This window comes from Marinobacter lipolyticus SM19 (genome assembly GCF_000397065.2).
In the GTDB taxonomy this organism is placed as follows: domain Bacteria; phylum Pseudomonadota; class Gammaproteobacteria; order Pseudomonadales; family Oleiphilaceae; genus Marinobacter; species Marinobacter lipolyticus.
On the sequence record NZ_KE007326.1, the window covers coordinates 64,308 to 78,139 of the forward strand.

The 13,832-nt window shown below is 56.6% G+C and carries 12 protein-coding genes; 3 read left to right on the forward strand and 9 right to left on the reverse strand.

Annotation, left to right across the window (positions count from 1 at the left end; translation table 11 throughout):
- Window positions 1–25: 25 nt before the first annotated feature.
- On the reverse strand, window positions 26–2,434 hold the full coding sequence (locus MARLIPOL_RS12380) for a Lon protease family protein (protein ID WP_012138496.1): 2,409 nt from the start codon (window positions 2,432–2,434) through the stop codon (window positions 26–28).
- A gap of 277 nt (window positions 2,435–2,711) precedes the next feature.
- Here MARLIPOL_RS12380 and MARLIPOL_RS12385 point away from each other — a divergent pair, with 277 nt between their 5' ends.
- Window positions 2,712–3,086, forward strand: coding sequence for a PilZ domain-containing protein (locus MARLIPOL_RS12385; RefSeq protein ID WP_012138497.1), 375 nt, complete (start codon window positions 2,712–2,714; stop codon window positions 3,084–3,086).
- Window positions 3,087–3,092: 6 nt separating this feature from the next.
- Here MARLIPOL_RS12385 and MARLIPOL_RS12390 read toward each other — a convergent pair whose 3' ends face one another.
- The 3 genes from MARLIPOL_RS12390 to pncC all read right to left on the reverse strand — a co-directional run bounded on the left by MARLIPOL_RS12390 (window position 3,093) and on the right by pncC (window position 5,209).
- Window positions 3,093–3,554: a flavodoxin family protein gene (locus tag MARLIPOL_RS12390; protein WP_012138498.1), complete on the reverse strand. Its 462-nt coding sequence runs from the start codon at window positions 3,552–3,554 to the stop codon at window positions 3,093–3,095.
- 27 nt (window positions 3,555–3,581) lie between these two features.
- Window positions 3,582–4,634: a recombinase RecA gene (gene recA / locus MARLIPOL_RS12395; RefSeq protein WP_012138499.1), complete on the reverse strand. Its 1,053-nt coding sequence runs from the start codon at window positions 4,632–4,634 to the stop codon at window positions 3,582–3,584.
- 74 nt (window positions 4,635–4,708) lie between these two features.
- Window positions 4,709–5,209 carry a nicotinamide-nucleotide amidase gene (gene pncC, locus MARLIPOL_RS12400; RefSeq protein WP_012138500.1) on the reverse strand — a complete coding sequence of 167 codons (501 nt, stop codon included), beginning with the start codon at window positions 5,207–5,209 and terminating at the stop codon, window positions 4,709–4,711.
- 81 nt (window positions 5,210–5,290) lie between these two features.
- Between pncC and mutS the strand changes: the two genes are divergently transcribed.
- Entirely contained in the window at window positions 5,291–7,900 is a 2,610-nt protein-coding gene (gene mutS, locus MARLIPOL_RS12405; RefSeq protein WP_012138501.1) for a DNA mismatch repair protein MutS, read from the forward strand.
- 139 nt (window positions 7,901–8,039) lie between these two features.
- The gene (fdxA, locus tag MARLIPOL_RS12410) at window positions 8,040–8,363 is read left to right on the forward strand and encodes a ferredoxin FdxA (protein ID WP_012138502.1); all 324 of its coding nucleotides are present in this window, start codon (window positions 8,040–8,042) and stop codon (window positions 8,361–8,363) included.
- A gap of 78 nt (window positions 8,364–8,441) precedes the next feature.
- Here fdxA and MARLIPOL_RS12415 read toward each other — a convergent pair whose 3' ends face one another.
- The 5 genes from MARLIPOL_RS12415 to MARLIPOL_RS12435 form a co-directional block, all read right to left on the reverse strand.
- A complete protein-coding gene (locus tag MARLIPOL_RS12415) occupies window positions 8,442–9,077 on the reverse strand; it encodes a LysE family translocator (RefSeq protein ID WP_036191748.1) in 636 nt (211 codons plus the stop codon).
- 31 nt (window positions 9,078–9,108) lie between these two features.
- A complete protein-coding gene (locus MARLIPOL_RS12420; RefSeq protein WP_012138504.1) occupies window positions 9,109–10,143 on the reverse strand; it encodes a hypothetical protein in 1,035 nt (344 codons plus the stop codon).
- A gap of 138 nt (window positions 10,144–10,281) precedes the next feature.
- Window positions 10,282–11,232, reverse strand: a complete 951-nt coding sequence (locus MARLIPOL_RS12425) for a DegV family protein (protein WP_012138505.1) — start codon at window positions 11,230–11,232, stop codon at window positions 10,282–10,284.
- A gap of 120 nt (window positions 11,233–11,352) precedes the next feature.
- On the reverse strand, window positions 11,353–12,177 hold the full coding sequence (locus tag MARLIPOL_RS12430) for a metal-dependent hydrolase (RefSeq protein ID WP_012138506.1): 825 nt from the start codon (window positions 12,175–12,177) through the stop codon (window positions 11,353–11,355).
- Between the two features lie 223 nt (window positions 12,178–12,400).
- The gene (locus MARLIPOL_RS12435; RefSeq protein ID WP_012138507.1) at window positions 12,401–13,777 is read right to left on the reverse strand and encodes a solute carrier family 23 protein; all 1,377 of its coding nucleotides are present in this window, start codon (window positions 13,775–13,777) and stop codon (window positions 12,401–12,403) included.
- Window positions 13,778–13,832: the final 55 nt, after the last annotated feature.

The window sequence follows — 13,832 nt, forward strand, 5'->3', positions numbered from 1 at the left end:
TCCTGTCCTTTATTATCGTTGCCGGTCAGTGAATTGACGGGTCTTTCTGCTCATCCCGAGCGTGTTCCTGGCGCTCATGCTCGCGCATTTTTTCCAGGCGTTGCTGGATAATGCCAAAAACACTCTGCTTCGGGTACCGGCCCTTTGCGTCGGCCTTGCCCGCAGGCTTACCCAGCAGCAATGTGATCGCCTCCTCCGCACGACTTACGGAATAAACCGCAAACTGGTCTTTACGCACAGCCTGGACCACCTCACTGTCCAACATCAGGTTCTGCACGTTAGTAGCCGGGAGGATGGCCCCCTGGGTGCCTGTCAGGCCGCCCTTGAGCTGACAGGTGTGGAAAAAACCTTCAACCTTCTCGTTGACACCCCCAATGGGCTGCACCTCGCCAAACTGGTTCACCGAACCGGTGATCGCCAGATCCTGACGAACCGGCAGTCCGGATAAGGTGGACACCAGGGCACACAACTCCGCCAGAGACGCACTGTCGCCATCCACTTCTCCGTAGTTCTGCTCGAAGGTCAGACTGGCAGACAAGTGCATGGGATCATTTACGGCAAAATGAGCCGCCAGCCAGGAGCTGAGAATCATCACGCCTTTGGAGTGAATATTCCCACCCAGTTTGACATCCCGCTCGATGTCCATGACGGCGCCATCACCATAATAGCAGGTGGCTGTGATACGGTTTGACAGCCCGAATTCAAAGCCGCCGGTGGAAAGTACCGACAGGGCATTGACCTGCCCGACACAGGCACCTTCAGTGGATACGAGTGTGGAGCCATCACGGATGGAATCATAGAACTGGTCGCGAATGCGGCTGCTGCGATACCTGGCACTTTCCAGCGCACGCTCCACATGAATATCCTGAATCAGCCTGGCCCCCGCCTGACGCGCCCAGAAATCGGATTCCCGCAGCAGGTTGGCAATATCCGCCGCGTGCAGGGAAAGGCGATCCTGATGATCGGCCATGCGGGCACTGTATTCGATAATCCGCGCCACAGCCTTATTGCTGCAGTGCAGCAACTGCTTTTCGCTGACCAGGCTGGCAATAAACTTTGCATACAAGAACTGACTGTCATCCGTCCGGTACATTTCATTCTCGAAATCCGCGGTCACCCGGAACAGCTCGGAAAACTCCGAATCGTAATCCTGCAGGAGCATCCAGGTTTCACGGTCACCGAACAGGACAATCTTGACGTCCAGGGGGACAGCCTCAGGTTCGATGGATATGGTCCCGGACAACGTCATTTCCCGTTCCAGGGAATTGATCTGAATCGACTTGGACCGTAACGCCCGCTTCAGTCCATCCCAGACAAACGGCTGCTCCAGCACCTTGATCGCATCCATCAACAGGTAGCCGCCGTTGGCCCGGTGCAGGCTGCCCGGACGAATCAGGGAGAAATCGGTAAACACGGTTCCCTTGTAGGTCACGTTCTCCACATAACCGAACAGGTTGTGATAGGTCGGGTTGTCCTCTACCACCACCGGTACCTCATCCGTTTTCTGGTGCACCAGGACATTGACCAGATACCGGCGGGGCATTTTCTTGTCCAGGGACGCGTAAGCAATCGCCGCCTGCTCTTCGTTATCTTCCAGAAAAATATCCAGGCTATCCGCAAGATCCGTCCTTACCGCCTCGAAATAAGCCACCACGTCCGGCAAGTCTTTGTACTTGGCGATCAGCTCGTCCAGTTGGTGCCCGGAAATTCCTTCCAGAGTTTCCTGGTTAAGCGCCTGTTGTTTCTCGGCATACTCCTGCTCCCAATCCGCCAGCTTGCGCAGGGCCTGGCGCAGCTTTTTCTCCAGCTTATTGATGGAGTCCTCGAACTTTTCCCGCTCCTCGTCAGTCAGTGCCTGGAACGTCTCAGCGGTATGCGGCTCCTCGCCGTTCATAGCCACCAGTCGGTAGCCGCCCGGTGTTGTCACCGTCAGGCTGACCTTCTTGCGTTTCGCCTGATTGGCCACTTTCTCCAGCTCGTCTTCCTGCTTCTTTCCGTACTCATTCTTGAGCTGTTCAGAACGCTCCAGAAAGCTGTCGCTATCAAAGGTCTGGGGGATCATTTTCATGAGCCGCCCCATTAAACGTTCCATGTCCTGCTTCAGGGCGTTGCCTTTACCCGCCGGCAAACGAAGCAGCTTCGGTATTCGTGGCTCCTCGAAATTAGCGACATAACACCAGTCGTGACTACTGTGCTCGGTGTCCACATGATGTTCGAGGTAACGGAGCATCATGGTGCGCTTGCCCAAACCGTTACGGCCAACGGCATAGACATTGTAACCGCTGTGGGGCATGGCCAACGCAAAACGGACGGCTTCCTGGGCCCGGTTCTGGCCAACGATTTCAGCCAACGGCTCCAGTTGCCGGGTGGTTTTGAATGGCAAATCTTTTAGGACACAGGCTTTGTATAGCTGATGCAGGGACAGTGACTTCAAGGTTCGGTCCTGTAACGGTCAGAATGCTTTGGCGATTCCAGTTTCGGGATAAAACGCCAACCGGTTAGTTCGATAGCCGGTCATTGTAGAATCTGCAGCCCGCTATGTCGCGTTCCCACTGAAGATTTCTCGTATGCGGTAGGACAATCCTGTTTATGTTATTCAGTTCACAATTTCAGGAGTGGTCATTTTTCAGACAGCCGAACCGGAACTAGACTTTCCCTCCCGGCGGACGCCCGGAAACAGAATAATCATAAGACTCGCAACGGATGCACCTATGACGAATGATTCCGCAGACCGCAGAATCAAGGACCGCTACCCAGCCATGTGCCTCAGGGTTCGGTTACGTGAACGGCGCTTTTTCGGCCGGAGCCGGAAGCCTGTGGCGGTTACCTGCCTGGACATGAATCGTTACGGCATGGCGGTTCTGTGCCCCCGCCCAGTGGACCCGGGAACCACCCTGCACCTGGACTTTGATGGCAAATACATTTCTGAATCCCGGGTCATTGCGGAAGTGGTAAGCTGCCAACCGTTCCAGACCGGGTACCGGCTCAGCCTTCATTTCAGCTATTGCTGTGATCGAAAGCGATATTCCAGGACTGTGGACAATGCCCTGTCCCGGATTGAAGGCTTTTACAATCGTTGCGCCTAGTGCCCGCTATAGCAGACCGGCATCCAGACTTGCCGCCACGTACATCCCCAATTCCCGACACTGCTCCTCGAATTCATCCCTGTACTCACCGCGGCAGATCAGCGGTTCCTGGATCAGTTTCCAGCGCAAGCCGGTGGTGATGCTTTCGATGGCGCGATTGGTGCCGGTGCCGTCGTGGCCGGCGCGGATGTAGTAGGTAAAGGGAAGGCCCTGGGTCAGTTCCAGGCAGGGGTAGTAGCTGCGGTCGAAAAAGTCTTTGAGGGCGCCGCTCATATAACCGAGGTTTTCGGTGGTACCGAGGATGATGGCGTCGCAGTTGAGGATGTCATCGGGGCCGGCCTCCAGCGGTGCTTTGACCACCACCTCGACGGCCTCGATGTCTTCATGGCAAGCGCCGTCTTTAACGGCGTCGCGCAATCGGAGGGTATTTGGGGAAGGCGCATGGGCGACGATTAGCAGTCGTTTCATTGCGTCCTCCCCCGAAAGGCTAAAACCTTAAAGCAGTTCACCGTTGGCTTCCGCCGGCTCTTTTGCTGCTTCCGCTTCTTTCTTGGAAACCGGCTTGGGCATCAGCTTCTCACGCACCTTGGCTTCGATTTCGTGGGCGATTTCCAGGTTTTCTTCAAGATACTTGCAGGCATTGGCCTTGCCCTGGCCGATCTTGTCACCGTTGTAGGCGTACCAGGCGCCGGACTTGTCCACGAAACCTTCCTTCACGCCCATGTCCAGCACTTCGGCCATGTGGTAAATACCCTTGCCGTACATGATCTGGAACTCGGCCTGCTTGAACGGCGGGGATACCTTGTTCTTGACAACTTTAACGCGGGTTTCGTTGCCCACGACTTCGTCGCCGTCTTTAACGGCACCGATACGACGGATGTCGAGACGTACAGAGGAATAGAATTTCAGGGCGTTACCACCGGTGGTGGTTTCCGGAGAGCCGAACATAACGCCGATCTTCATGCGGATCTGGTTGATAAACACCAACAGGCAGCTGGCGTGCTTGACGTTACCGGTCAGCTTACGCAAGGCCTGGGACATCAGGCGGGCCTGCAGGCCGACGTGGCTGTCACCCATTTCGCCTTCGATTTCCGCTTTTGGTGTGAGGGCCGCGACTGAGTCGACGATGATGACGTCCACCGCATTGGAGCGCACCAGCATATCGGCAATTTCCAGGGCTTGCTCACCGGTGTCTGGCTGGGAAACCAGCAGGTCGTCGACATTCACGCCCAGCTTTTCAGCATACACAGGATCCAGGGCATGCTCGGCGTCCACAAAGGCGCAGGTTTTGCCCTGCTTCTGGGCTTCCGCAATCACCTGCAGGGTCAGCGTGGTTTTACCGGAGCTTTCCGGGCCGTAGATTTCGACAATCCGACCGTATGGCAGGCCACCAATACCGAGGGCAACATCCAGCCCAAGGGAACCGGTGGAAACCGCAGGGATGGCCTCACGGGGCTGATCGCCCATTTTCATGACGGCGCCCTTACCGAACTGACGCTCGATCTGGCTTAATGCTGCGCTCAATGCTTTCTTGCGGTTGTCTTCCATCGGTGCGAAATCCTCATTCCTGTATATTTGAACAGTATTAAAACATAACCCGTCGGCGAGACCAACCCCTGTTTTCAGGCTGACTCGACAAACCCTGTAACACCCTGAAGTGCATACAAAACGGCCTGTCTTCGGACCTCATGCCGGTCGCCCGGGAAACATTCCACTCTGGCCACTGTATTGTCCAGGCTACTGCCCCAGGCAAACCAGACGGTGCCCACGGGCTTATCCTCGCTGCCGCCTCCGGGGCCTGCAACACCGCTGATCGCCACCGCCACACTGGCGCCGGTGGCGGCCAGCGCACCAGCGACCATTTCCCGCACCACCGGTTCGCTGACGGCACCATGCTCTTCCAACGATTTTCCGGTAACACCAAGCAGCTTTCTTTTGGCGTCGTTACTGTAGGTCACCAGACCGGCCTCTACATAGGCGGACGAACCGGCCCGATCAGTCAGCACCTTGGCGACCCAACCGCCTGTGCAGCTTTCGGCGGTAGCTATGGTGCGGCCGTGCCGGATCAGATGGTCACCCAACCGATTCGCGGCACTCTCAAGTTGCTCATCGGTAACAGACATAATCCTTTTCCTCGTTTCATCCGGGACGTTATTTTCTTACAATCCCCGACTCTGTTTAAAGCCAATGATCCGGACGTCTTCATGTCAGTAGCTCAGACCGACCTATCCCAGCACACCCCGATGATGAGGCAGTACCTCAAAATCAAGGGCGAACACCCGAATGAACTGGTGTTCTATCGCATGGGCGATTTTTACGAGCTGTTCTACGAAGACGCCAAAAAGGCCGCGGAGCTGATGGACATCACGCTCACGGCCCGAGGCCAGTCCGGTGGCAACCCGATTCCCATGGCCGGGATTCCGTACCATTCCGCTGAAGGATACATTGCACGGCTGGTCAGAGCAGGTCAATCCATCGCCATCTGTGAACAGATTGGTGATCCGGCAACGAGCAAAGGCCCGGTGGAGCGACAGGTGGTCCGCATCGTCACCCCCGGCACCCTGAGCGACGATGCCTTCCTGGAGGACCGCCGGGACAACCTGCTGGTGGCGATATTCAACCACCGGGAGCAGTTCGGCTTTGCCTCCCTGGACATCTCAAGCGGTCGCTTCGCGGTGTCCGAACTGGAGAACCCGGAAGCCCTGCAGGGGGAGCTCCAGCGCCTCCGCCCGGCGGAAATCCTGATCAGTGAGGATTTCCCCTATCAGGAGCTGCTCGAAGGCTTCACCGGCATTCGCAGGCAGGGCCCCTGGCTGTTCGAGTCCGATACCGCACGCCGGGTCATTACCCAGCAACTCCAGGTACGGGACCTGACCGGCTTCGGCTGTGAGGAACTGACACTGGCCATCTGCGCCGCTGGCTGCCTGCTGCAATACGCCCGGGAAACCCAGCGTACCGCCCTGCCCCATATTCGTAAGCTGACCCGGGAACGCCGTGAAGAAGCCGTGATCCTGGACGCCACCAGTCGTCGCAACCTGGAAATCGACACCAACCTGATGGGCGGCCACCAGCACACGCTCGCCTGGGTAATGGACAGAACCGCCACCTCCATGGGTGGCCGCGAACTGCGCCGCTGGCTCAATCGACCGCTGCGTGACGTGGACGTGGTACAACAGCGCCAACAAGCGGTCTCCGCCCTACTGGACGGTTTTCACTACGAGCCGGTTCATGACCTGCTGAAAACCGTGGGGGATATTGAACGGGTGCTTGCCCGGGTCGCACTACGCTCGGCCAGGCCCCGGGACCTGGCCCGACTGAGGGATGCGTTTCAGGCGCTGCCAGATTTGCAGGAAACCCTGAAACCGGTCAACTCTGATCACGTCCTCAAACTGGCGTCCATCATCGGGGAATACCCGGAACTGGCCGATATGCTGGAACGGGCTATCATCGACAATCCTCCCGTGGTGATCCGCGACGGCGGTGTGATTCGCGAAGGGTTCGATGAAGAATTGGACGAACTGCGCAACATCAGCGAAAACGCCGGCCAGTATCTACTGGACGTGGAAACCCGGGAAAAAGAGCGCACCGGCATCTCCACCCTGAAAGTCGGCTACAACCGGGTTCACGGCTATTACATCGAGATCAGCCGCGCTCAGTCCGACCAGGCGCCGGTGGATTACATACGCCGTCAGACTCTGAAAAATGCCGAGCGTTTTATCACCCCGGAACTGAAGGAGTTCGAGGACAAGGCCCTGAGCGCCAAGAGCCGCGCCCTGGCCCGGGAAAAATCCCTCTATGATGACGTGCTGGAAACCGTCGCCGCAGAACTGGCCCCTTTGCAGGATGCCGCACAGGCCCTTGCTGAGCTGGACGTACTGAGCAACTTTGCCGAGCGCGCCACCAGCCTGCGCTTCTGTGCGCCGGAATTCAGCGAAATGCCGGGCTTTGATATAGAGGAAGGCCGCCACCCGGTCGTAGAACAGCTCCTCAGCGAGCCCTACGTCCCCAACGACCTGCTGATGGACACCCAGCGTCGCATGCTGGTGATTACCGGCCCGAACATGGGCGGTAAGTCCACCTACATGCGCCAGGCGGCACTGATTGCCCTGCTGGCCTATACCGGCAGTTTTGTCCCGGCCAACCGCGCTATCGTGGGGCCGGTGGACCGCATCTTTACCCGCATGGGCTCCTCCGATGACATTGCCGGCGGCCGCTCCACTTTTATGGTGGAAATGACGGAAACCGCGAACATTCTCCACAATGCCACTGAGTACAGCCTGGTGCTGATGGACGAGGTGGGGCGTGGTACCAGCACCTTCGACGGCCTGTCCCTGGCCTGGGCCACGGCCGAACACCTAGCGAAAGAAACCCGCTGCTATACGCTGTTCGCCACCCATTACTTCGAGCTGACACAACTGGCCGAAGAGCTGCGGCATGCGATCAATGTGCACCTGACTGCCACCGAGCACGATGACAGCATTGTGTTCCTCCACAATGTCCACGACGGCCCGGCCAGCCAGAGCTACGGCCTGCAGGTGGCCAAACTCGCAGGTGTACCCCAGGATGTCATCCGCAATGCCAGGGCTCAGCTGGCCCACCTGGAAGGCAACAGCACGCCGGCGGACCCGGTGGCACCGACGCAGCAAATTGCCAGAGAACCGCAGGTGAATGAAGCCGTCTGGCAAGGGGATATGTTCGCCAGTCTGGAGCCGAGCGCAGTGGAGGAAGCCCTGAAAAAACTCGACGTGGACGACCTGACACCCCGGGAAGCGCTCAATCAACTGTACGAACTAAAAGAACTGACCAAAAAATAGACAGCAAAACCGGCCGGATTGATCTATGTAATAAGTTTATAGCGGCCTGACGCTTGCGGGAGCGGGGGTCGCTCCCTACAATATCGCGCACTTCATATTATAAACTGATGAGACTGACCACTGGACCAGGAATCAAACTATGGCCTTTATCGTTACTGATAACTGTATCAAGTGTAAATACACCGACTGCGTAGAGGTATGTCCGGTTGACTGCTTTTACGAAGGCCCGAACTTTCTGGTGATCGACCCGGACGAGTGTATTGACTGCGCCCTGTGCGAACCGGAATGCCCTGCTGAGGCGATTTTCTCCGAAGACGAACTGCCCGCCGATCAGGTCCAGTTTGTTGAGATCAACGCTGACCTGGCTGGCAAATGGCCGAACATCACCGAAAAGAAAGACCCGCTTCCAGAAGCGGAAGAGTGGGATGGCAAGCCCAACAAGCTCCAGTATCTGGAGAAGTGATGCCGTTTCGTCCCATGACGTGAACCAGAAAAGGGAAGCTTCGGCTTCCCTTTTTCTTTGCCCTCAAACGAAAGGCGATCAGTTCACCGCGAGCTTCGCACCCATGGCCACAAAGAACCCACCGGTCAGAGCGTTCAATACCCTTTTTACCCATGCACTCGCCCCCAGGCCTTTGAAGCGGACAACAACCCACGCCAGCCCACATTGCCAGAACATCGCCAACAGAAAGTGCACGCCTGCCAGAATCAACGATTGCTGGAATGCATGGCCGGAGGGGTCAACAAACTGAGGCAAAAGCGCCATGTAGAACAGCGCGGTCTTAGGGTTAAGAACGTTGGATAGCAGACCTTCCTGAAAGGATTCCCGATGGGAAACGACCCGCCTGATAACAGGGGAATCGGTGGTACGGGGCAGGTCTCCCCGCCTCATGGCCTGCCGTAGAGATCCAATGCCCAGCCACACCAGATAACAGGCACCTGCCCACTTGAGTGCGGAGAATGCCCAGGTTGTTTCCACCAGAAGTATGGAAATGCCCAAGGCGGACAATGTCGCATGGATGAAGAGACCACTGCATATACCCACACTGGTCACGCAACCGTCCCTCAGACCGCCCCGACCGGTGTTGCGCATGACCAGCAGAGTATCGACGCCCGGGCTCACCGTCAGCAGAGTTATGGCGACCAGATAGGCCCAGAACAGTTCCGAAAACACAATTGCCTCCACTCAGACGCGAAGGCCCCTGTGATCAGGCCTCCTGCTGGAGAATATTTCGTGCCGCGGCGGATTTATAGAACGGCGACAGACGGCGACGAACCAGGGCCTCAACATAACCCTCTTCCCTCAAAACGTCCACAACCGGCAGGATGAAGCCATCAATTTCCGCCATGATCACGTCCCTGGTAACGCCGACGTCATTCAGCAGATCGGTGATGGGCCGGTCGCCGTATTTGGCAAACAGATGAGACACCACCGCCCTGACACATCCCTCAAAATACGGCGTTTGGCGGAACTGCAGCCAGAACTCGTACCCCATGACGACGAATTCCTGCAACTGGATGTCACCCAGCCCTTCGTGCAGGTCTTCAATGGTGCGATCCTCCACTGCCACCCAGGCCGCCATCACACTGTCTCGCAGCTCACTGTCGGACAAGGCACGATGCAGAAACTGTTCGCTGCGGTTGATCAGCCCGGGCAGGCTGTCGGAGAGCCAGGCCTTGATGCGCCTCTCGAAAGTTTCGTCCAGGCCAGGCACCGCCCTATTGGCCATGCGCTTGCCAAATTTCATCACCGAGCCCACCCCCGGGACAGACTTGGTGATCAGATTGTCTTCATAGAGGTAGTTCACCAGACCGTGATAAACCACGTTGGAAACCAGCTCCTGATACACCGGGTGAGCCATGATTTCGCTGATGATACGCTCACGCTGCTGCCGCAACTCCAGCGCTTCCTCAAGAAAACCGGTGGCCTGTTCGCGGGTAAAGATCTCGCCCAGAGTTGTCTCGGCCTGTACCGAAGCATTCAGCACTTCCGTGGCCATTTCCGCAGCCATTTCAGGGAGCCCGTCACCCAATTCCATATCCACGACAATACGCTGAATCACCCCCATCACCTGCTCTTCCGAGGTAATCCGGCCCAGAGTAACGTCTTCGGCGTAGTTCAGCAGTTCACCGACTTCATTCTCTACAAACTTGCGCAGCTTTGCGCCTTTCAGTGCCGCCAGTTCGAATTTTACATGCTGCTCAAGCAGCTCATTGGCGAGATCCGTGTTGGCTTTTGTCATGGTGTCAGCTGTCCTGTTTCTGGAATGAGATCCGATGACCAGAGGCTAACATGAAGACTGATGGGAAAGGTTTGCCAAAATTACCGGTAGGCGGGTGCGGCCGGGTCAGTTGCCACCGGCCGCACTGTCGAATGGTTACTACTGAAAATCCTTGAAATGATGAGGATCCGCAGCAAGAGACAGGCAAAGGCTGCCAGGCCCCACATAGATACTACTGGTGATCCCCATCTGGGACAGCAGTAACTCCACACCGTGACGCTCGCAGACATCCCGAAGATTATTAAGGCCGGGCAGGGCCTCAATCTCGGTCCAGGACAACCCACAGGAAAGACTCACATAAGGCGTCAACAGCCCAGCCTCCACCCTCGCCGCAGCATAGTTCATCACTTTTTCAACCGCGACATTGAAATCCCGCGTTTTTGCCACCGGTTCGCCAATGGCCCCCTGGCCGAAAATTATCGGAGTAATGTTCAAAGCCTTACCCAGAAATGCCACCAGGGCGGACACACTCTTGTCGCCACGGCGACGGGCACGCTCCCGGATATAGTGCAAATCCCGGGGGATAACACAGGTGTATATTTTGTCCGTAAAACTGTCCACTTGATGACGCAAAGCATTTTTCGACAAATTCTGACCGATCAACCGGACCGTATGCGCTGCGAGCAACCCTTGCCCTGCGAATATCTGTTTGCTGTCAATGACACGCATGGAAAACCGGCCTTCCCGTCCAGCGGCCTTCCGGGGTTCATGGTAATGCGCCATGACACTGTTCATTGCTTCGGTCGCGTTCTGGAAAATCAGGCTTCTCGTTCTGGTAACCGATTCACAGATTGCCAAATCATACTGTGTCACTATTTTTTCCATGAACAGGTCATGAATCTGTTCTGCGGTGAATGCCTGAGTCTCGGCGTGGTGCCCTCGCTGCAGCAGCCCACTCTGATAGAACTCCTGGGTAAGAACAGGATCGTGTTCATCAACGTAGGTCTGGCCATCTATCACGGCGGTGACGGGGAGTATAAACAGACCATGCTTGCGACTGAACTCATAGGGTAAGTCGCACGCAGAATCCACGATTAATCCAACTCGCATTGGTGCCTCCAGGTAAGGGATATTCCAGCAATGGAATTCCGTTTTTTATTGTCGTTGTTTTTGGCAGCGGTCGGTCCTGCACAGAGTGATCACTGGTTCAGCAATCACCTGTTACGACGCTCACACCACGTTTTCCAGCTCCCTCAGATTGTCCTCCAAAAGTGAACGGTTATCCTGCTGCCACGGGTGAAACCCTTTCCGGAAATAGGCCAGGAAATCCGGCAGACACTTGCGCAACACCCCCGGTTTTCCCCATAGGAAATTCAGGCCGCCAAGCCAGGTCCGGAGATTCCAGAGTTCGCCATCGGTTTTCAGCAGGCTGCAGGTATTAATAAAGGTGTACTTGAAGAAATTCCAGGTCACGAACAGGAAGACAATGCGTCGCAGCCGTTCGTTGCCAATGCAGTGACGGTAGACATCAAAAGCCACGGATTTGTGTTCGGTTTCCTCAATGGCATGCCAGCGCCAGAGGGCTCTCATGGTCGGGGTTGCCCCGTCCATCCATTCCGGGTGGCTCAGAATCGCATTGGCCAACACGGCGGTGTAATGCTCCGCACCGCAGGTGCCTGCGAGCTGTCGGCTCGCGGGAAGGCGGGCCACCCAGTCCATATGTTTGCGGAATCGGCGATCCAGCCCATCAATATCATAGCCACGGGCTTTCAGAGCCTCGTTATAGCTCTTGTGTTCACGGCTGTGCAGCGCTTCCTGGCCGATGAATCCGCGGATTTCTTCCGCCAGCTTGGGGTCATCAATCCTGTCCCGGTAATGGCGCACGGCATTGATAAATTGCTGCTCACCGTCCGGAAACTGCAGGGATAGAGCGTTGAAAAACGCGGTACGAAAGGCATCGTTACCGTGCCACAAAGTCTTGAGGTCCTCGGCGACGTCAAACCGCAGGTGCCGGGGAGCAACGCTCACGTCGTCGGGCGTAGAGCTGATGGTCATGATTGCCTCCGGTTTTTATGATTATGAGATGGCGGACGAAAAACAATCAGCCACATCAGTTTAAACCTGAAAAGCAAAGGGAAGGAAGTCGATAAAGGGTAAAATCAGACAAATTGTCACGAAATGACATTTAGTCAAAAAAGGGAGGTACGGCTATACCTATACCCCCCGAAGGACACACAGGGGTTGATCGCCTCCAGCCATTGCAGCGGAGGCGACCGGTTTAGTGCTCTTCCGCGACTTTCGCGCCCGGCGCTTCCGGGTCTGCGGTGAAGCCAAGCAATTTGGTGCGCTCAATCAGAAAATAAAGAACCGCCCCGGTAGCCAGCCCCCAACCCGCGCCATAGACCGCCAGCACCACACCCATGGTGCCGGCTATTCCACGCTCGGTGTTATTCTCCAGCTGCTCCAGCCCCACCATCAGGCAGATGTAACCGGTCAGCAACAGGGTCAGGGATAGCGCAATGGGCAGCACCGGCTGGAAGAAACTCACCAGCGGCAGCATAAACAGCGCGATAAAGCCGGTAATCCAGAAGGTGCCACCGCCACTGTAGATTGAATCCATGGCATTGCGACCGTACTTGTAGCGCTCGGCCATGGTCGCAGTAACGGCTGTCCAGATCGGTCCGGCCAGCCCCGGGTATGGTGCGAAGAACGCATGACCGCCGTTGCGGATAGCAGTCACCAGGTGAACCCGGTCAATGCTGTTGTCGATGTCTTCGTCCTTGCGCAGGTGATCCACCCGATTCATCAGCGACTGCCCCACTACGATGTCGCCGAAAGCGATGACGTAGGCAATCACCGCGGTCGGCACGGCGTACATGAACACCTCGGCATCCGGGAACCCAACCGCAAACGGCAGATAGTTCCAAAGCTCGTCAAAGGCCGGTTTGGTAATGCCCCACTCGACATTCGGCACCTCATACTCGCCGGTGGCAAAACCCACAAGAATGGCAACCACCATCCCCGGCACCATGCCGTAGTTGGCGATCTTGCGGGCAAGATTACTGGTATCCACAAAGCCCTTGAAAGACACGGAAAACATCAGATACAGGCACACCAGACCACCCACAATCAGCGAGATCGGTGTTTCTGCCAACCGTCCACCCGCTTCGATTTCCCCCATCAACGCGGCGATACCGGCACCGATGATGATGCCGCCTTTCATCGAACGGGGAATCAGCTCCACCAGTTTACTGCCCAGGCGGGTTACTCCCAGCACAAGGAAGATAATGAACACCAGGAACTGCAGCGCGAACAGGGCCTGAATGGCTTCGGGACCAGGTTCATAGTCACCCAGAAACAGCAACACCACCGGAATGCCCGGGGTGATCCAGCCCGGCACCAATGGCACGCCCAACAACGCCGGCAGCATGAAACCGATACCGCAGATCACCACATAGGCCAGGGCCACGTCATAGGGCACGCCCAGGTATTTCTCCAGCAGCGGAATCATCGCCAGACTGACCACGAACATGATCAGTGCCTGGACCATCTCCGCGAATTCCCAGCGATAATGGACAAACGGCAAGCGAACCTTAAAGGGGCCGGCGGGCCAGTACGGCTGCTCTTCCCCGTTGTTTCTATGAAAAATTTGCATAATAAGGCCTCCGGGTGCATGCCAATGCATGCACCTGATGTTGTTTTTGTGGGGT

What these genes read in the sequence shown, in the direction of transcription:
- MARLIPOL_RS12385 (WP_012138497.1), top strand. Translation starts at nt 2,712, where the DNA reads ATGACGAATGATTCCGCAGACCGCAGAATCAAGGACCGCTACCCAGCC.
- MARLIPOL_RS12390 (WP_012138498.1), bottom strand. Translation starts at nt 3,554, where the DNA reads ATGAAACGACTGCTAATCGTCGCCCATGCGCCTTCCCCAAATACCCTC.
- recA (WP_012138499.1), bottom strand. Translation starts at nt 4,634, where the DNA reads ATGGAAGACAACCGCAAGAAAGCATTGAGCGCAGCATTAAGCCAGATC.
- pncC (WP_012138500.1), bottom strand. Translation starts at nt 5,209, where the DNA reads ATGTCTGTTACCGATGAGCAACTTGAGAGTGCCGCGAATCGGTTGGGT.
- mutS (WP_012138501.1), top strand. Translation starts at nt 5,291, where the DNA reads ATGTCAGTAGCTCAGACCGACCTATCCCAGCACACCCCGATGATGAGG.
- fdxA (WP_012138502.1), top strand. Translation starts at nt 8,040, where the DNA reads ATGGCCTTTATCGTTACTGATAACTGTATCAAGTGTAAATACACCGAC.
- MARLIPOL_RS12420 (WP_012138504.1), bottom strand. Translation starts at nt 10,143, where the DNA reads ATGACAAAAGCCAACACGGATCTCGCCAATGAGCTGCTTGAGCAGCAT.
- MARLIPOL_RS12425 (WP_012138505.1), bottom strand. Translation starts at nt 11,232, where the DNA reads ATGCGAGTTGGATTAATCGTGGATTCTGCGTGCGACTTACCCTATGAG.
- MARLIPOL_RS12430 (WP_012138506.1), bottom strand. Translation starts at nt 12,177, where the DNA reads ATGACCATCAGCTCTACGCCCGACGACGTGAGCGTTGCTCCCCGGCAC.
- MARLIPOL_RS12435 (WP_012138507.1), bottom strand. Translation starts at nt 13,777, where the DNA reads ATGCAAATTTTTCATAGAAACAACGGGGAAGAGCAGCCGTACTGGCCC.